The sequence below is a fragment of the Ferruginibacter sp. genome, from assembly GCF_028288465.1.
In the GTDB taxonomy this organism is placed as follows: domain Bacteria; phylum Bacteroidota; class Bacteroidia; order Chitinophagales; family Chitinophagaceae; genus Ferruginibacter.
Genome location: NZ_JAQBNR010000039.1, coordinates 45,285 through 65,181 on the forward strand (window position 1 = coordinate 45,285; position 19,897 = coordinate 65,181).

Here is a 19,897-nt window from a genome sequence, read left to right on the forward strand (position 1 = left end):
TTGGACAGATATTTTTTCAATTACCAAAACTAATATTGCATGACGACTAAACTATTCAAAGGTTTCCTTCTATTTTTTACTGCACTGTTAGGTTTTACTGCTTCAATGCAAGCTCAGACAAGAACCATTTCGGGCAAAGTCACATCAGCGGCAAACGAGGTTCAGCCAGGTGCTACCGTTATAGTCAAAGGGCAAAAGAAAGGTACTATAACGGATATCAATGGTAACTTTTCTATCACTGCTCCCTCCGGAAATGTATCCATTGTTGTATCCAACGTGGGGTTTGCTACAGCTGAAAAAGCCGTATCGGCCAATGTATCTGAAATAAACATTGTGCTGACAGAATCCAAGACGGAACTGGAAGGTGTGGTAGTTACCGCCCTTGGAATTACCCGCCAGAAAAAAACACTGGTGTATGCAACGCAATCTGTAAAGGCGTCGGAACTTACGGAAGCCAGAGATGCCAATAATGTTATCAACTCTCTTTCTGGTAAAGTCGCCAACGCAGTTATCACGCAAGGTTCTGGCGGACCAGGCAGCGGTGCACGCATTGTGTTAAGAGGTAACAGGTCCATCCAGGGTTCAAATAATGCGCTGATTGTTGTGGATGGTGTACCAATCAGCAACAATACCAATGGAACATCCACCAGCGATTTCGGTTCTATTCAGGGTTCTGATGGTGCTTCCAGTATTAACCCGGACGATATAGAATCAGTAACCGTTTTGCGGGGAGCTTCTGCAGCTGCACTTTACGGCAGTCAGGCTGGTAATGGCGTAATTGTTATCACTACAAAAAAAGGAAAAAAAGACAAGATTTCTGTAACGGTTAATTCGGGCATTGCGGTTGAATCTGTATTTGCTTTACCTAAGTTTCAAAATACTTATGGCCAGGGCAATGGTGGCGTTTTAAAAGACACGCTTACTTCTGGTGAAAGCTGGGGTGCAAAAATGACTGGTCAGTCAATTGTAAATCATCTTGGAGTACCAGGAACTTATTCTGCCCAGCCAAATAACGTAAGTGATTTTTTCAGGAATGGTATAAGCCTGAATAATTCCATTGGCGTTACCGGAGGTACAGATAAAATGCAGACTTACTTCTCTTATACAAATAATAAGATTGAAGGTATTGTCCCAAAAAATGACCTTATCCGTCATACAGTTAATTTACGCATCACCAACCAGGTGAGCAGCCGCTTTTCTACCGATGCAAAAATTACTTATGTAAACCAGGATATTAAAAACAGGCCTCGCACTGGTGAAGAAAATGCACCGGTAATTGATATTTATAACATGGCGAGAAATATTTCTACCGCAGATGCCATGAATTATCAAACACTGAATAACGTCGGCATTTATGCTCCTACAACATTTCCTTCAACACTGAGTTCAATTTATCAGAACCCTTACTGGACCGTTAATAATACTTCTATTAATGAAGCAAGGGACAGAGTAATTGGATTTTTGACAGCACGGTTTAAGCTTACCAATTGGCTTACACTTGCAGGGCGTGCCAACATGGACAAAACGTTTGACCGTGGCGAAAATTCCGTTGCAGAAGGAACCATATTATGGGCAAAATCGGGTGGCGATTATCAGAAGAATAACATCGTTGCCACTGAAAAATGGTTTGATGTAATGCTTGAAGGAAACAACAAGATTGCAAATCAATTTAAAGTAGACTATCGTGTCGGGGCTATTATACAGGATAGTAAATATGATGCGAATGTGTCTTCAGCCGGTGGCTTGAATGTTACTGATAAATACAGTCTCAATTTCGCCAAAAGCCCCGCTGTTAATTCCAGCTACACACAGGTTCAAACGCAGTCTGTTTTTGGCCAGGCTAACCTGTCTTATAAGGATGCCGTATTTCTTGACTTAAGTTTGAGAAATGACTGGGATTCAAGATTGCCAAAACCTTACTCATTCTTATATCCTTCTGTGGGCGTATCAACAGTATTATCAGATTTACTGGTATTACCGCAGGCGCTGTCATTTTTAAAAGCTTCAATAAACTATGCTGAAGTTGGAAATGGTGGACGTTTTGGGTTACTAAAATCAGTTTACAATTATGGTCAGGGTGCGGGAAACGGATTTTTACAAATCAGCTCAACGCTGCCTCTACCAGGTTTGAAACCAGAGATTGTTAAAAACCTTGAGTTTGGTATGGAAGCGAGATTTTTGAACAACAGGATCGGATTTACAGCTACCTATTATAAGAGTAATTCGTTTAACCAGTTGCTACAGGTCGCATTACCGGTTGCTTCTGGTTTCTCAAGCAAATATATCAATGCCGGTAATATTCAGAATACCGGATTTGAACTGGTGCTAAATGGTTCTCCCATCCAATCAAAAAACTTTAAATGGGATGTAACCCTTAACGTTGCGATGAACCACAGCAAAGTAATTTCATTAAGTGATGAGGTGAAAATATTCTACCTGGGTGGCGGCTTTGGCCGTTCTGCAACACCGGTGGTACAGGAAGGTAAAGCGTATGGCGATCTACTTGCTTTTAAATGGGCTACAGATGCAAAAGGAAATCGTGTAGTAGATAAAGTTACCGGTAAACCAGTATTGACACAGGAACAGGAATACATAGGCAATTTCAACCCCAAAGCAACTGTTGGCTTTACCAATACGTTTGAATACAAAGGGTTCTCGCTGCGTTTCTTAATTGATGGACGTTTTGGAGGAACAATGGTATCTGGTACAGAAATGAACCTTGCATTTAGCGGAATTCCCGAAGTCACAGCCTTGAAACGTGAAGGTGGCTGGAGTCTTGGAGGTGTGGATGCAACTGGTTCACCGGTGTCAACGACCATTACTGCGCAGGACTTTTGGCAGATAGCTTCCGGCAAAAGGTACGGTGCTGGTGAGTTTTTTGCATACGATGCAACCAATTTAAGAGTAAGAGAATTATCAATTGGTTACAGCATTCCTTTAAAAAACACAACAGTTATAAAGGCAGCTAAACTTTCACTGGTAGGAAGAAATTTATTATGGTTATACAGGGGCAAGTCTTTGCTGGACATTCCGGGCATAGGAACTCGCAAAATGTGGTTTGATCCTGATATGAGTCTTGGTAACAGCAACTACCAGGGTGTTGAATATGGTACCTTACCAGCTACGCGTAGTTTAGGTGTTAATTTACAGCTGACCTTTTAATATAACCTTCTAAATAATTTTATTATATGAATCGAATAACAATTTTAAACCGGATTTACACGCCTTTTTTTTGTTGTGTAGTTCTGCTGGGAGCCTGTACGAAAAAGTTTGACCAGATCAACACGGATAGAAACACAGTTGCTACAGTGGGGTCTGCTGAACTACCTTTCCTTTTTTCAAAAGCAGAAGCGTCTGCGGTGCCTAATATCTGGAACTACCAGGTTGCACAAAACCTTTTTGCAGATCAGTATGCGCAATACTTTGCCTGCACGGCCACCTATTTTCCTTCAGATCGGCTTAACATCAGGATGGATTGGGTTGGTGCTGCATTTAACCCAATTTATACAGATATGGTGCCGCAGTTACAGGCCATTGCATTAGCTTCTCCGGGGTCTGCCGAAGCTGCTATCGGAGATGTTGTGTGGGTGCTGGGGTTTCATAGGGTAACCGATTACTGGGGGCCAATCCCTTATTTCCAGGCCGGCAAGCCAGGCAACTCAGTACCATACGATGCTCAGGATAAGATTTACGATGATTTTTTCAAGAAGCTGGATGCTGCTGTGACTGTGTTGAAAACACATGCTGGTGAAAACCATTATGGAAGTTATGACCTTATCTATGGCGGTGATGTAAACAAATGGATAAAATTTGCGAATACATTAAGACTGAGGCTGGCAATGCGTATTTCTTCAGTAGATCCTGCGAGGGCAAAGTCTGAAGCTGAAGCCGCTGTTGCTTCGGGTGTTTTTACGGATAGTCCTTCAGATGATGCGTTGATACAAAAAAGTTTGAAAGGGGATGATAATAATGGTCTTTCCATCATGTCTGACTGGAATGAATTTCGTATGAGTGCTTCTATGGAATCTGTTTTGAATGGATATAAAGATCCCCGCCTTCCTGTTTACTTTCTGCCGGATGGAGCCAGCAAAGCAAATCCAAATGGCAATGGCAAATATGATGGTCTTAGAAACGGGCTTACAGCAACGCAGTTAACAGAGTCGCAAAATTCGTATGCAAACAATGCAAAGCCTGGCAAACGATGGTCTTCACCTGATTTTGGAGGAAACGACAACTTTAAAGAGACACCACAAAACATCATGTCTGTTGCAGAAGCCTATTTTCTGCGTGCAGAAGGGGCACTAATGGGCTGGAACATGAATGGTAATGCAAAGGAATTATATGAAGCGGGTATTACTAATTCCATGAAACAATGGGGTATTACAGACAATGCAGCCATCAGCGCATACATAAGCAGTACAAATGTACCGATTGCGCCAAACGATTACCTTAACTCGCCGGCAGTTTCTGATGCACCAGTAAAATTTGCCGCTGACCAAGCGACTCAAAAAAAGCAGATTGCAATTCAGAAATGGCTGGCTATTTATCCTGATGGAAATGAAGCATGGGCAGATTACCGGAGAAGCCGCACGTTTATTCTATATCCGGTTGCTAATTCTGAAAATCCTGATCTTCCTGATCCCAATACCCAATGGATAAGAAGAATTCCATTCCTGCTTTCAGAAAAGCAAAATAACAAGACAGCAGTTGAAGCAGCTGCGTCTTTACTTGGCCCTGGCGGCGATAAACTGACCACGCCACTGTGGTGGGATAAGAACTAAATTTATTTGAAACTTTTATACAAAGATTCCATCGAAGGTTTTACATTCGGTGGAATCTTTTTTATGTTATGTGGTCCATGTTCTAAATCTATTTTATGCAAAGGCGCTTTACACTTCTACTGCTTTTTATTTCAGGTATGTTAGTCACAGGGTGCAACAATGATGATGGAAATCACTTGTTTACCCGGCTGGATGCAGAGACTACGGGTATCAATTTCAGGAATACGCTGTTTGAAGACGGCCCGCTGAATGTTGCCAATTATATTTATTTCTACAATGGTGGGGGCGTCGCCATCGGGGATATCAATAATGATGGTCTCCAAGATATTCTTTTTACAGGTAACATGGTAAGGAACCGGTTGTTTTTAAACAAAGGCAATTTTAAATTTGAAGATATTACACAACAAAGCGGTGTAGATAAAATGCAGGGATGGTGTACAGGCGCTACCATGGCGGATGTAAATGGTGACGGCAAACTGGATATTTATATTTGCAGGAGTGCGGATATAAATCCTGATCTGCGGAAGAATTTGTTGTTCATCAACAACGGCGATCTCTCGTTTACAGAAAAAGCAGCTGAGTACGGCCTCGCGGACAATGGCTACTCCACCCAGGCTTCGTTTTTCGACTATGATAAAGATGGCGACCTGGATTGTTTTATCATCAATCATTCTGTTCAAAAATATACTGCGGGCGTACAGGATAACCCCGAATTGCGGAAAGAAAAGAATCCAGATTATGCCAGCAAATTATACCGCAATGATAACAATCATTTTACCAACGTAAGTGATTCCGCAGGTATTACCTCTAACGTGCTCACCTTCGGATTAGGGGTTGCCATATCAGACTTTAATAATGATGGCTGGCCGGATATTGCAGTTTCCAACGATTTTAATGAGCCGGATTATTTGTTTATGAATAACCGTAATGGAACGTTTTCGGAACAGCTTACAAAAGCAATGGATGATATTTCGCTTTATTCAATGGGTTCAGATGCGGCTGATTACAATAACGATGGACTGACGGACCTAGTAACACTCGATATGCTTCCGGAAGATAATAAAACAATCAAGATGCACGCTGGTGCAGAAAATTTTGACAAGTTCCAGTATTTGTTTACACAAGGTTTCTATTACCAGTACAGCCGCAACATGTTGCAGAAAAACAATGGCGATGGTACGTTCAGCGAAGTGGGGCAACTGGCAGGTGTATCCAATACAGACTGGAGCTGGTCGGCCCTTTTTGGCGATTATGATAATGATGGCTATAAAGATTTGTTTGTTACCAATGGCTATGTTAAAGATTATACTGAGATGGATTTTCTCAAATATTCAGTAGACCGGGTTGTTAGAAACATGCATAAAGATTCGGTAGATCCGATTCCGGAATATATCCGTAAGATGCCAACCAATGAAACACCCAACTATATTTTTCAAAACCAGGGCAATGGTACTTTTCTTAAAAAAACTACTGAGTGGGGGTTTGATCAGAAAGGTGTCTCAGCAGGTGCCGCCTACGCCGATCTGGACAATGACGGCGACCTTGACCTTGTGATAAATAACACCAACGATTTTGCCGGCATCTACAAAAACAACAACGAAACACTTAATAAAAATAATTACCTGCGGGTGCAGTTAAATGGTGGCGCTGCAAATGCAAGAGGTATTGGCGCAAAGGTGAAATTATTTTGCAAAGGACAGGAGTTTTACCAGGAACAATCGCCGGTGAGAGGATTTCAGTCTTCAGGCGACCCGGTGTTAAACTTTGGTGTGGGTAAAAATACAATGATCGATTCATTGCTTGTGATCTGGCCCAATGATCATTTTCAAAAACTGGCTGCTGTTAAAACCAATCAGTTGCTAACAATAAAAATGGCCGATGCGCATGAAAAATGGACATATGATACAGTTGCCACAAAAAAGTTGCTTTCCCAAAATATATTGCCGGAAGTGAATCATAAAGAAAATACATTCAACGATTTCACCGTGCAATCCCTGCTGCCAAATTATCTTAGCCGACAGGGGCCGTGCATTGTATCTGCAGATGTTAATAACGACGGACTGGACGATTTTTTTATGGGCGGCGCTAAAGACGAACCTGCACAGCTTTTTCTTCAAAATAAAAACAATACGTTTTCCTTGAAAGCTACACCAGCATTTCTTAAAGACGCTGCCAGTGAAGATGTGGCTGCAAGCTTTTTTGATGCAGATAACGACGGCGACATGGATTTGTATGTTGCCAGTGGTGGATTTGAATACAATGAAAACGATCCGGCTTACCAGGACAGGCTATACCTGAATGATGGGAAAGGAAATTTTACAAAAAAAGAAAATGCATTACCTGCGCTATTGGCGAGTAAAGGGTGTGTGAAAGCGGCTGATATAGATGGTGACGGCGATCAGGATTTGTTTGTGGGCGGAAGAGTTGTGCCCGGTAAATATCCCACTTCGCCCAGAAGCTACATTTTACTCAATGATGGTAAAGGTAATTTTACAGATGCAACGCAGCAGGTCTGCGCTGCGTTGCAGTACACCGGTATGGTTACAGATGCGTTGTGGATGGATCTAAATAATGATCATCAACCCGACTTGGTGGTGGTGGGCGAATGGATGCCGGTAAAAGTTTTTACCAATTTAAAAGGTGTATTATCAGATGCCTCTGCTAAGTACATTCATTTTGCAAGCACGGGCTGGTGGAACCGCATTGATGCTGAAGATATGGATGGAGACGGCGATGCTGACCTGGTGGTTGGTAACTGTGGAACCAACACACAGTTTCATGTTACTGAAAAAGAACCCATGACATTGTACTATAAAGATTTTGATAACAATAGTTCTGTGGATCCGCTGCTTTGTTATTATATTGGTGGAGTTTCTTATCCCGCCGCTTCAAGGGATGATCTTACCGACCAATTACCAGGATTAAAGAAAAAGTTTTTAGAATATAAAGCTTATTCAACAGCTACAATTAAAGATGTTTTTACTGCGGAACAACTGAAAGATGCAATACAGCTGACGGCAGAAAACATGCAAACTGTTTATCTCGAAAACCAGGGCCAGAAGGGGTTTGCTTTACATCAGCTGCCAATAGAAGCGCAATATGCTCCGGTGTATGGTATCACTTCGTTAGACGCCAATCATGATGGTAAAAAGGATTTATTATTGGCCGGTAATAATGCCTGGACAAGAATAAAATTTGGTCGCTATGAGGCCAACCATGGTGTACTGTTATACGGTGACGGAAAAAATAATTTTACTTATGTACAGCAATTTAAAAGCGGGTTAAATATAAAGGGGGATGTACGTAGTATCGCTAAGGTAAAGAGTGGCAATAAAGAACAAATCATAGTTGGAATAAACAATTCAGCTGCATTATCACTCATGGTAAAGTAATTGCGGTTCTATTATTAAACACACTGGCTAATTTTTAATTAACAGAAGCCTGCAAAATTGAAGGAAGTTCTCACGCATCAGGCCGACTGCAAGCAGAACCATTTCAATTTATAAAACACAAAATTTAATTCTTGACTGATAAACTCAATTTCAAAAAACGCATGTTGCTGCATTGTATGCAATCCATTCAGCAACGGATTGATGCAGCTTTGATGGCAATGGATAACGCCCAGGCGGCGGCCAACAGTGAGGAAAAAAGCAGTGCAGGGGATAAATATGAAACCGGTCGTGCCATGAGCCATTTAGAGAAAGATATGCATGCCCGGCAATTGGTAGCCAACCAGCATGAACTGGCGGCACTAAAATCGGTTGATTGCAGCAGGTTGCATGTTACCGTGACTGCCGGAAGCGTGGTTGTTTGTGACGATGTAAAATTTTTTATAGCAGCAGGGCTCGGTAAAATAGTGTTTGAGGGCGAAACCATATTGGTGTTATCACCCAATGCACCGGTAGCAAAATTATTACTGCGCCAGGTTGCTGGTGGAAGTTGCTCTTTTAACAGCAAAACTATGCTTATAAAAGACGTGTTTTGATTTACGTTCATCAAAACAGTTTTATCCTGGTTTCAAAAATATTTCCGATTGCGCCTTAATTTGTACTTTCGCAGCATAATAAAAACAAAAAAAAATGAGCGACGTACAATTAACAACCGGCGAGATACATACTGCCAAAGGCGTTTTAAAATTTGAACTCTACGATGATGATGCACCGATTGCAGCAGCCAATTTTAAAAAACTGGTAAACCAGGGTTTCTACAACGGGTTGACTTTTCACCGGGTAATTCCAAACTTTATGATACAGGGCGGATGCCCGGATGGTACAGGTGCAGGTGGCCCCGGCTATTCTATTAACTGCGAATTAAATGGCAGCAAACAAATACATGACCGTGGCGTAATGTCAATGGCACACCGTGGACGTAACACCGGTGGCTCCCAGTTTTTCATTTGCCACAACCGTAATGGTGTAAAGCACCTGGATGGCGTACATACCTGCTTTGGTAAAATAACTGAAGGCGTGGATATCATCGACGATATCCGTGGAGGTGACGTAATGGAAAAAGTGATCATCACTTCATAGCATATTGCTACAACCAAAATATTCCTGGTAGATATACTACATAAAAAAAATCCCCTTTTGCAAGGGGATTTTTTACTGATTTCAGCTTCTCAAATCTTACTCGCTATCCAGCATAATGGGATAGTCATATAAACCATCTGAACCAGGGTAAAATCCGCTGATAGTAACGCTTTTGGAAGATCCGATAGCCTTGCTGAGCTCATCCATATTTTTAACTTCTTTGTCATTCACTTTTACAATGATAAAACCATCTCTCATTCTGGACTGATCACTTAATGCACCTTCATTGATTTTCTTAACAATCACACCACCTGGCACACCGTATTCCTTCGCTTTCTTTGGATCAAGGTTTACAAAATCAGCACCTAATTTTGAAAGCATAGTATTTTCTGCTTTAACGATGGCAAAAGTGCCCATATTGTTTTTTAAAGTGGCAGAGGTAGAAATGTCTTTTCCATCTCGTGATACAACGATATTGATTTTGTCGCTGGGTTTGTAACGGGTTACCAGCTCCTGCAATTCAGACGGCAGTGTTACTGAAATACCGTTTACACTTTTGATAATATCCCCTTTCTTTAAACCTGCTTCAACCGCGGCGCTGTTGGCTGATACATCTGTAATCACCAATCCATCACCTGAATATTTAAGGTTTAATCTTGTCTTTTCAGTTTCAGGAAGGTCATAGGTATTGGCAGTGGCAACACCTAAAAATCCTCTTTGTACATTGCCATATTTAATGATATCATCTACCACTTTTTTTACAATGTTTACCGGGATGGCGTATGAGTAACCGGAGTAATAACCAGTGGGAGAGGCTATAGCAGAGTTAATACCAATCAATTCGCCGCCGGTATTAATCAAAGCACCACCACTGTTACCCTGGTTTACAGCCGCATCAGTTTGTATAAAAGATTCTACTGCAGAATTTAACTTAGTGCCTTTGTTTAGACCTAGGCTTCTTGATTTGGCACTGACAATACCAGCTGTAACAGTAGTCTCTAAATTTAAAGGATAACCCAGTGCAAGCACCCACTGACCAATTTTCACATCATCTGAATTACCATACAAAAGAAAAGGTAAGCCAGTAGCATCTATTTTAATAACTGCCAGGTCGTATGCAGGATCCCGGCCAACTACTTTAGCTGTATAAGATCTTTTATTGTTCAATGTTACCGTTAATTCATCTGCATTTTCAACCACGTGATTATTGGTTACAATAAAGCCATCCTGGCTGATGATAACGCCAGAACCCGAAGCTCTTTGCTCAGGAACATAGCCACCACCATTTCTGTTACCAAAGAATTGTTGCAACATGTCGTCATCAAATAAATCGCTGAATGGATTTCTGTTTTGTGACTTGGGTAAATTGTTGCTTACCTGCTTGGCATTGGTTTTTGTTTTGATGTGCACTACGGTTGGTAATGCTGCTGCAGCAGATTGTGTAAAATCCACGGCGCCGGGAGGTGTTGTATTGCCCTCGGTCAATTTTGCTAATTTGTAGTTGGCAGGAATAATACCTTTTTCCTGGCCTGCAAATGTATTACCTGCTTTTACATAACTGCTGTATCCCCACATTACACCAAATGCAGTAACAGCACTGATTACAATTGTAAAAAATACCTGTTTAATTTTCATTTGTATAAATTTTAATTTTAATTATTTTAAAACCCTTCAAGCTCAGCTACTAAAATCAATTTTTGTGCCTTGCAGTACAAAGTAACGATGCTCTGACAAAATGTTATTTACCGCAGGGCACCTTTAACAATTAATTAGTAAGGCTTTCGTAGATGCTCTATAAAGTTAATAAAAATTGTATTGTATCCACACCATCTGCATAATCAAATAATCCGGGGCTTTGCACCGCACCAAAAGGAATATCTATTCCCGCAATGCATTGCACTTCTTCGTTTTGCTTTAATGCCTCCGTTACTGGCACTGCATCCTTGTAAAAGCCGTAGTTCAGCTGACTTATGGGTGAAAAAATAGCATCGCTTTCCACAAGCAATGTAGTTTCATTGGTCATATAAAAACGGTTGTTCATAATCTGAACAGACAAATTATAATCGTAATTATTTCTGTATTTATGATGATCTGCAAAATATTTATACCGGTGAAACGACTGCAGCAACGGTACAAAATCATATCCTTCAGGAACAAAAATTTTTGTGACATTTCTGCAACCCAATCCAAAAAAGATATGGATGTCATCTGACAATTTTTCAAGTGTCTCCATACTTTCATCACCTCTTAAAATGGCGACCGAAGTCCGGTTCTTACGGATGATGGAAGGATACTTTGAAAAATAATAATCAAAGTAACGGGCGCTGTTATTGCTTCCGGTGGCTATGTAGGCATCGCAACCTTTTAAAAAAGGAGCTAAAACAACAAGGTCTTTTACAGCTTCATCCCAGCTCACCATTTTTTCTATCAGATGCTTCATCAAAACATCGTCTTTGGAAGATAGTTTAATGGTTTGCTTATGGCCACTGATGAAAACGCATAAAAAATCATGAAAGCCAACAAGGGGAATGTTACCAGCCATTACAATGCCCACGTTTTTCGGATGAATGCCATCGTCCAAAAAATAATGATTGGCCCAGGGCTGCAATTTTTCAACGCTTAAAAACTGCTCCGTGATATTTTTAATTGCAGTATCAATGAATTCAATCGTAAACCAGCCGTTGTATAGAGATGCGGAATGTTTGATTGCCTGAAGTTCTTCACCATTATCAACCAAATATTCCCTAAGCGTTGATAATAATGCAATTCGATTTTGTAGTTTCATCCCGATAATCTTATTTTGTATTGTCAATATTCAAAATTCGCAATTTCAAAATTCTAAATCAAAAGTAATGGCTATTAAAATTACAGACGAATGTATTAATTGTGGTGCCTGTGAACCTGAGTGTCCTAACAACGCTATTTATGAAGGTGGCGTTGAATGGGCTATATCTGACGGTACCACTGTAAAGGGATTATTTACTTTGTTAGATGGTACGCAGGTAGATGCAGATAAACGCAATTCCCCGGTTAGTGTAGACACTTATTATATAACACCAAATAAATGTACCGAGTGCCAGGGCTTCCACGAAGAGCCGCAGTGCGCTGCTGTTTGCCCGGTTGATTGTTGTGTGCCGGATGAAATGTACGAAGAAACCGTTGACGCTTTACTGGCTAAAAAAGACAGGCTGCACGTTTAATTTTGCAGTTTAAAAAATATCAATATAGCCTTCGGGCTTACTTAGGCAGGTGATATTTCCTGCATCATGGCGAGGGTATTGCAAAATACTTTCGCTTTTTTTTATTTGTTAATTGATTGTATAATTGCAACACTCACGCAAATCAGCTGTTATTTTTTTGCTTAATTTACAAATGCCAGCCTTCAAAACTTCTTTTTCATCTTTTAATTGAATTATGCTAAAAAAGCGATTGTACTTTTTATTGATGCCTCTTTTTTTATTAATGGCTTGCAGCAGAAAAAAAGAAATAAAAGATACCACTGAGCAACGTGCTGAAATGATTGCAGCGGAAATTTCATTTTCTGAAATGAGTAAAGTAAAAGGCACCAGGGCCGCAATGATGCAGTTTATTGACAGCAATGGCGTACTGCTGCGCCCCAACAGTTTTCCTTTGATTGGCGGAGATGCTATCAACTTTATAAGCCAGTCAAACGACAGTGCTTACACAATGATCTGGCAACCGAAAGGAGGCAATATAGCTGCTTCCGGCGACCTGGGCTATACCTTTGGCGTATATTCAGTACTTCCAAAAAACGGTGATTCCGCCATGCATGGCACTTACGTAAACGTGTGGAAGAAGCTGGCTGATGGCAGCTGGAAATTAATGCTTGATTCTGGTAATGAAGGCATAGAAGATGAGAAATAAAGATTGGGAGGTATAACTATTCCCTGATTGATTGACAGCTTTACACAAAATACGGCCTGCCTTTGGCTCACAAAGTATATTTAAACTATTTTTTGCCAGCTTGAAACTATAAACAATTTTCGTTTCTTTGCTTAAACAACCCTTCTCTTTTTATTTATGAAGAAAACAATCGCATTAATTACAGGTGGTTATTCGGGCGAAGCTGTAATATCTTATAAATCCGCTGCCACCATCGAACAACATGTTGACAGGGAGAAATGGGATTGTTATACGATTGATATTACACCAGCCGGATGGTTTTATGTCACTACTGCAGGAGAAAAAATCAATATTGATAAAAATGATTTTTCATTAACTATAGACGGTAAAAAAATAACGTTTGATGCGGTGCTGGTCGGCCTGCATGGAACGCCTGGTGAAGATGGCAAATTACAGGGATATTTTGATTGCCTTAATATTCCTTACACGTCATGCGATGCAGCAACATCTGCCTTAACCTTTAATAAGCGTTACACGGTTGCAGTGGCAGCTTTTGCAGGCATGGCCGTAGCAAAATCACTGCATCTTTTTAAAGCAGGAACTATTGACGCCGTTGAAATATTAAACACATTAAAACTGCCTGTATTCGTTAAGCCAAACAATGGTGGCAGCAGTATTGGAATGAGCAAGGTGAGTGAAGCTGCTGAATTGCAGAATGCGTTAGACAAGGCATTTAAAGAAGATGACCAGGTGTTGGTAGAAGAATTTATAAAGGGCAGAGAATTTACCATTGGTGTTTTTAAATCAAAAGGTGAAATCATTGCATTGCCTATTACAGAGATTATTACCAAAAATGTTTTTTTTGATTACGAAGCAAAATACCATGGCGCAAGCGAAGAAATTACACCTGCTAAGGTAGCGGAAGTTATCGCTGAAAAAGTACGCAATGCGGCCAGGATGGCGTATGCGATTTTCAATTGCAAAGGAATTGTGCGGATTGATTTTATTTATGACGAAGTAAGTGACAGACCTTTTTTACTTGAAATTAATACCGTGCCCGGGCAAACCGAAGCCAGTCTTGTACCGCAACAGGTAGCCGCCATGGGCTGGACTTTAAAGCAGTTTTACACCACTTTAATAGAAGAGTGTTTGAATCAATAATGCATTACTGAATGCTTTCTTTGCAGCGCTGCAAAAAAGCATACTGAACTAAAAACTATGTTTAAATTTATCACCGACCGTCCTTTTTGGGTTAACCTGCTGGTAGCAGCTATACTGGCATTTTTGCTGATATTTTTAACGCTGGAAATGCTGGGCTGGGTTACCAAACATGGCGAATATTTAACCGTGCCTTCTGTAAAAGGTAAGCGCACGGAAGAGGCGATTAAATTATTGGAAAGCAAAGGTTTTGATGTAACCATTCAGGACTCTGTTTTTACTGATAGCTTGCAACGGGGTATTGTAATAAAACAATTGCCGGATGCCGATGCAACGGTGAAAGTTAACCGCACCGTTTTTTTAACCGTTAACCGGTACATGCCGCCGATGGTAGTAATGCCTGAACTGGAAGGCAAAAGCCTCGGCTTTGCGCTGGATCTGTTGCAGAGAAGTCATTTGCAGTTAGGCGATACGACTTTCAAACCTGATTTTATGAAAGGGTCCATCCTGGAGCAACAGTACAATGGTAAAAAAATAGAAGCTGGTGAAAAAGTAATCTGGGGAAGTAAAATATCACTTGTGATTGCCGGAGGTTTACAGGATGAGCAGATCATGGTGCCGGAACTGGTAGGCAAAACATTTGCGGAAGGTAAAATAACGCTGGAAGCGCTTGGTGTTAACATAGGAGCAGTGATTGCAAAAGATGCAATTAAAGATACCGCCAACTCCTTTATATACCGGCAAAATCCTGATAGATACAATGATGAAAAAAAGCCCGTGTACATACATCCCGGGCAGTTGATGGATATTTATATTTCTAAGGAAATGGTATTACCGGATTCTGTTTCTGCCAATAAAAATTAATACAACCAAACAATGACAACAATTACAGCTGAAGAAGTAAAGGCCAGGCAGCAAGCCGGGGAAAAACTGAATATTATAGACGTTAGGGAACCAAATGAAAATGCAGAATTCAATATTGGTGGCACTTTGCTGCCATTGGGACATATACAGTCTATGCAGATTGACGATTTGGAACCTTATAAAAATGACGAGCTGATTGTGTATTGCAGAAGCGGAAACCGCAGCGGACAGGCCTGCCTGATTTTGGAAGCGGCCGGATTTACCAATGTAAGAAATTTAACCGGTGGCATGCTGAACTGGAGAGAGACATTTAAGGTATAATTCGATGTCTGATGGCTGATTTTTGATGTCTCATCTCTTTCAGATTGGTGACTATGGTTTGACACCAAGCGGTTGGGGCTTGGATATTTTTTATTCTTCTGTTTCTTTAAAATACGCCACTAATTTATCCTTTAACGCTGCGGGCATTTCGCAGCGTTTCATATGTTTGGCTTCCATAAAGTAAAGCGTTACATCACCTGTGTTTAACAACGCCCCATCTTCACTATATATTTCTGAGTGAAAAACAATCTTGTGGTGTACCGGCAGTTCTCTCAGTGTTGTTTTAACCGTTATCAGGTCATCATATTTTGCAGGTCTTAAAAACCGGCTGTGAATATCAACCACGGGCATTATAATCCCCATTGCTTCAATATCCTTGTAACTATATCCCAGTTCGCGGATAGCTTCAGCTCTTCCAATTTCGTAAAACTGGGCATAGTGACCATGATATACAACACCCATCTGGTCGGTTAAAGCATAATGAATTCTTATCTGGGTTGATGTTGTATACATGTTGTAAATTTCGTTCTTTGGCAATTGACCAACTCGGATAATTGATAATCAAAATGGCTGCAATGAGACGTAAGACAGGATTTATTTTCCTATCATCCCATCCACGCTGACCTTGCCCGGGCCGATTAATAATATAGCAAGATAACCCGTAAGAAAGAGTGCAGCCTTTTCTCCTTGTCCAAAAAAATCAAGGTGAGTTACTTTATATAAAACAACACTCATAGCGATGATCAGAGGAATGCATGCAAATCTTGTAAACAAACCAAGAATAATAAACAAACTGCAGAAAAATTCTGCAAAAATTATTAATGCCGTGTTGACTGTTGTACCCATGCCAAGCAAGTTTGGCATGTGCCGGGCTGTTTCACTAAAATGAGTTATTTTATGGTAGCCATAATTCACCAGCATTAAAATACCAAGCCCCAGCCTTAACACCAGCATCCCTGCATTAACAGCGTTGGCACTGTACTTTGATGAGAACAATTTTTTCATCGTAATTTTTTAAGCGTTCTAAATTTCCGGCAATTTAATCTTTATCATTATTCATGCAGTAAAAATTATGGCACAACAGAAATTTTAAATCCACCTTTCAATAAAATACATCTGGTTATTTAAGTAACTATTTGTCTCCTGCAATTCATCAAGTGAATAAAAAGCTATGTGAAAATTTTTTCTTTATCTTTTTTTTAACAGGCATTCGACTGTACATTTCGTTCTCAATCCAACAGTTATCCACTTATTAACAAAGGCTTTGGAATGGTGTTTGCTTAACTGGCAATATAGTTAATTTTACAGCTGGCAATAATGAAAGAAACAATCAACATGATAAAACCTACTTACTTTTTACTGCTTACTGCAGTGCTGTTTTCATTAACGCTGATTGCACAGCCCACACATGTTTTTACCGATGCGGAAAAGAAATTTAAAGATGCGAAGGAACTATTTATTAAGCAGCAATACGCACTTGCTTATCCCTTACTGGAAGCTGTAAAGAAGGAATATCCTGATGAACAAAAAAGCAACAATGTTTATCTGCATGATGATGTAAATTATTACTACATCGTGTGCCGTTTAAAATTGCAGTTGCCTGTTGCGGAAGAAGAGGCAAAGTATTACCTAGATTGGATAAATAATGAACCAAGGCAGGAACTGATGAGTTACCAGCTGGGCAAATTCTATTTTGTAAAAAATGATTTTGCCAATGCAATAAAATATTATGAAAAGGCATCGCTGGATAACCTGAGTAATGAAGAGATTGCGGATGCTAAATTTGAAATGGGCTATTGCTATTTTAATCTTAAACGGTTTAAGGATGCAAAGCCGTTGTTCAATGAAATTCACCAGTTGCCGGATAATAAATATTATATTCCGGCCAATTACTATTATGGATTTTTAAGCTACTACGACCGCAACTATGCAGAAGCTTTAAAATCTTTTAAGCTGGTAGAGATGAAGGACGAATACAAAAGTGTAGTACCGTATTACATTGCCGAAATCTACTATTTTCAAAATAAAAAAGATGAATCTTTAAGATACGGAGAAAGTGTTTTAAGCAGGGGAGGGCTGTACTATGACAAGGAGATGAAACAGCTGCTGGGCCAGATGTATTTTGAAAGAAAGAATTACGCCAAAGCTTTGCCACTACTTGAATATTACGTAAACAATACAAAAAAAGTAAGCAAGGAAGATTTGTATGAAGTGAGTTACTGTTACTATGAAGCAAAGCAGCTAACTAAAGCAATTGCAGGGTTTAAACAGTTAAGCAATGAACAGGATTCATTGGGACAAAATTCCATGTACCTGCTCGGCGATTGTTATTTGAGAACCAATCAAAAAGCCAATGCAAGAACTGCTTTTCAATATTGCGCCAATAACAGCAGCAATAAACAGCAGCAGGAAATTTCTCTTTTTAATTATGCCAAGTTATCTTACGACTTGGGTTACCAGGACGTGGCATTGAATGAAATGAGAAAATTTTTAAACAACTATCCAAATTCAACTTATACCAATGAAGCAAAAGAAATTTTGGTAGGCTTGCTGGCCAATACAAATAATTTTAATGATGCGCTCGCCTTGTATGAATCTTTCGGCAAGCCCACGGCATCAATGCAAAATGTGTATCCGCGGATTTTATATGGCCGTGCCGTTGAATATTTGAATGATCAGCAGATAACACAGGCAGATGATCTCTTTACAAAAATTCTGAAATTGCCGGCATCATCTGTTACACCTTACGCCAATTTTTGGAAAGGGGAAATAGCCTATCGTATACCTGATTATGACGCGGCCATACGATACCTGACTTTCTATTTGCAGAGCGGTGCGCCTGCACAGGGAGAGGCAACACCTGCAACTGCTAAATACGACCTGGGATACTGCTGGATGAAAAAAGAAAGTTACAAGCAATCTCTTACCAATTTTGAACCTATCGCAAAATCAGCTACCACAGCCACTCCTGTAGAACAGGACGCTTATGTAAGAAGTGCAGATGATTATTTTATGCTGAAGGATTTTGCTAAAGCAAATACTATGTATGACGTAGTAATCAGCAATGCGCTGCCTCAAAGCGATTATGCTATGTTTCAGAAAGCAATGATAGCAGGCATAAAAAGTGCCACCGGAAAAATTGCAGGACTTAACAGCTTAACGCGTTTGTACCCCCAAAGCAGTCTTGTACCCGATGCTACAATGGAAATTGCCAATACATATATGGCTGATGAAAAATTCAGGGAAGCGATTCCTTATCTAACAAAAATACTGTCAAATACCAATGCCGGAGGGTTAAAACCAAAAGCTTACCTTAAACTTGGATTAAGTTATTATAACCTTGACAACAACGATCAGGCTTTAACAAATTACCAGCAACTGATACAGCAATATCCGCAGTCTGCAGAAGCGGACGAAGCGCTGGATAATATCAAGAATATTTATGTAGAAGCCGGAAAGCCGAATGAATATGTCGAACTCATGCGTAAAAACGGCAAAAATATTTCTGCAACCGAAGCGGATGGTATAACATACAGTGCAGCAGAACTAAAGTATAACAACAACGATTGCGCCGGAGCCATCGCAGGTTTCACGAATTATTTATCACAGTTTCCTGCCGGTGCTTCTGTATTGGAGGCTAATTTTTTCCGCAGCGAATGCTACTTAAAAAATAAGGACTGGAACAATGCATTGATTGGGTACAACTATGTAAGCGGCAAAGGCATCAACAAATATTTTGAAAGAGCTGCACTGGCCGCCAGCCGCATTTACTATTTTGAATTGAAAGATTATGTCAATGCAAAGAAGACGTTCGAAATATTGCGGGCTGGTGCTGTTAACCAGGATAACCAACTGGAAGCCGCAAGGGGATTGGTGCGGTGCGATTACCAACTAAAAGAATACGACCAGGCAAACGAAGTTGCCAAGGATTTATTAAAGGGAAAGGGAATCAGTACTGACGATAGATCAGTAGCTTTTTTAGTGTTGGGTAAATCACAGCAAAAAAGTAATGATTGCAACGGTGCTATTGCTTCCTTTAAATCATGTGCAGCAATCAATAAATCAGCCTGGGGAGCTGAGGCCCGTTATGAAATTGCCAATTGTTTGTTCAGCCTCGGTAATTATACTGCAGCCGAAAAAGCGGCACAGGTGGTTATAAAAGAAACCAGCAGTTACGATTACTGGCTTACCAGCAGCTATATTTTATTGGGCGATATTTTTATGCAGCAGAAAGATTTTTTCAACGCAAAAGCTACTTACCAGAGTGTGGCGCAAAATTCAACTATACCGGAATTGAAAACATCTGCCCAGCAAAAGCTGGATAAGGCAACAGCGGCAGAAAAAGAATTGTCGAAAGTAAATTAGTACCTGTTTAAACCA

At 40.3% G+C, this 19,897-nt stretch carries 15 protein-coding genes; 11 read left to right on the forward strand and 4 right to left on the reverse strand.

The window, feature by feature from the left end; genetic code table 11:
- Positions 1-39 precede the first annotated feature (39 nt).
- From JWR61_RS15740 to JWR61_RS15760, 5 genes are all read left to right on the forward strand, one after another.
- Positions 40-3,162, forward strand: a complete 3,123-nt coding sequence (locus tag JWR61_RS15740) for a SusC/RagA family TonB-linked outer membrane protein (RefSeq protein ID WP_301928707.1) — start codon at positions 40-42, stop codon at positions 3,160-3,162.
- Positions 3,163-3,188: 26 nt separating this feature from the next.
- Positions 3,189-4,781, forward strand: a complete 1,593-nt coding sequence (locus JWR61_RS15745; RefSeq protein WP_301928708.1) for a SusD/RagB family nutrient-binding outer membrane lipoprotein — start codon at positions 3,189-3,191, stop codon at positions 4,779-4,781.
- A gap of 95 nt (positions 4,782-4,876) precedes the next feature.
- A complete protein-coding gene (locus JWR61_RS15750; protein ID WP_301928709.1) occupies positions 4,877-8,173 on the forward strand; it encodes a VCBS repeat-containing protein in 3,297 nt (1,098 codons plus the stop codon).
- A gap of 131 nt (positions 8,174-8,304) precedes the next feature.
- Positions 8,305-8,766, forward strand: a complete 462-nt coding sequence (locus JWR61_RS15755) for a hypothetical protein (protein ID WP_301928710.1) — start codon at positions 8,305-8,307, stop codon at positions 8,764-8,766.
- Between the two features lie 94 nt (positions 8,767-8,860).
- A complete protein-coding gene (locus JWR61_RS15760; RefSeq protein WP_290338655.1) occupies positions 8,861-9,310 on the forward strand; it encodes a peptidylprolyl isomerase in 450 nt (149 codons plus the stop codon).
- A gap of 96 nt (positions 9,311-9,406) precedes the next feature.
- Here the strand turns inward: JWR61_RS15760 and JWR61_RS15765 are convergent, their stop codons facing one another.
- Both JWR61_RS15765 and JWR61_RS15770 read right to left on the reverse strand, forming a co-directional pair.
- Positions 9,407-10,945 (reverse strand): trypsin-like peptidase domain-containing protein, encoded by a 1,539-nt coding sequence (locus JWR61_RS15765; RefSeq protein WP_301928711.1) that lies wholly within the window; start codon positions 10,943-10,945, stop codon positions 9,407-9,409.
- 157 nt (positions 10,946-11,102) lie between these two features.
- Positions 11,103-12,095 carry an acyl-CoA reductase gene (locus JWR61_RS15770; RefSeq protein WP_301928712.1) on the reverse strand — a complete coding sequence of 331 codons (993 nt, stop codon included), beginning with the start codon at positions 12,093-12,095 and terminating at the stop codon, positions 11,103-11,105.
- 67 nt (positions 12,096-12,162) lie between these two features.
- On the opposite strand from JWR61_RS15770, the gene JWR61_RS15775 reads away from it, so the two are divergent.
- From JWR61_RS15775 to JWR61_RS15795, 5 genes are all read left to right on the forward strand, one after another.
- Positions 12,163-12,510, forward strand: coding sequence for a 4Fe-4S dicluster domain-containing protein (locus JWR61_RS15775; protein WP_290338652.1), 348 nt, complete (start codon positions 12,163-12,165; stop codon positions 12,508-12,510).
- Positions 12,511-12,724: 214 nt separating this feature from the next.
- On the forward strand, positions 12,725-13,195 hold the full coding sequence (locus JWR61_RS15780; protein WP_290338651.1) for a hypothetical protein: 471 nt from the start codon (positions 12,725-12,727) through the stop codon (positions 13,193-13,195).
- A 156-nt stretch (positions 13,196-13,351) separates the two neighbouring features.
- Positions 13,352-14,335, forward strand: coding sequence for a D-alanine--D-alanine ligase (locus tag JWR61_RS15785; RefSeq protein WP_301928713.1), 984 nt, complete (start codon positions 13,352-13,354; stop codon positions 14,333-14,335).
- A 57-nt stretch (positions 14,336-14,392) separates the two neighbouring features.
- The gene (locus JWR61_RS15790; protein ID WP_301928714.1) at positions 14,393-15,196 is read left to right on the forward strand and encodes a PASTA domain-containing protein; all 804 of its coding nucleotides are present in this window, start codon (positions 14,393-14,395) and stop codon (positions 15,194-15,196) included.
- Between the two features lie 12 nt (positions 15,197-15,208).
- The gene (locus tag JWR61_RS15795; RefSeq protein WP_301928715.1) at positions 15,209-15,517 is read left to right on the forward strand and encodes a rhodanese-like domain-containing protein; all 309 of its coding nucleotides are present in this window, start codon (positions 15,209-15,211) and stop codon (positions 15,515-15,517) included.
- Positions 15,518-15,607: 90 nt separating this feature from the next.
- Here the strand turns inward: JWR61_RS15795 and JWR61_RS15800 are convergent, their stop codons facing one another.
- Both JWR61_RS15800 and JWR61_RS15805 read right to left on the reverse strand, forming a co-directional pair.
- Positions 15,608-16,030, reverse strand: a complete 423-nt coding sequence (locus tag JWR61_RS15800) for a thioesterase family protein (protein WP_290338646.1) — start codon at positions 16,028-16,030, stop codon at positions 15,608-15,610.
- 81 nt (positions 16,031-16,111) lie between these two features.
- Complete coding sequence (locus JWR61_RS15805; RefSeq protein WP_301928716.1) at positions 16,112-16,522, reverse strand: DoxX family protein; 411 nt, start codon at positions 16,520-16,522, stop codon at positions 16,112-16,114.
- A 312-nt stretch (positions 16,523-16,834) separates the two neighbouring features.
- Here JWR61_RS15805 and JWR61_RS15810 point away from each other — a divergent pair, with 312 nt between their 5' ends.
- The gene (locus tag JWR61_RS15810) at positions 16,835-19,882 is read left to right on the forward strand and encodes a tetratricopeptide repeat protein (RefSeq protein WP_301928717.1); all 3,048 of its coding nucleotides are present in this window, start codon (positions 16,835-16,837) and stop codon (positions 19,880-19,882) included.
- The last annotated feature ends 15 nt before the right edge of the window (positions 19,883-19,897 follow it).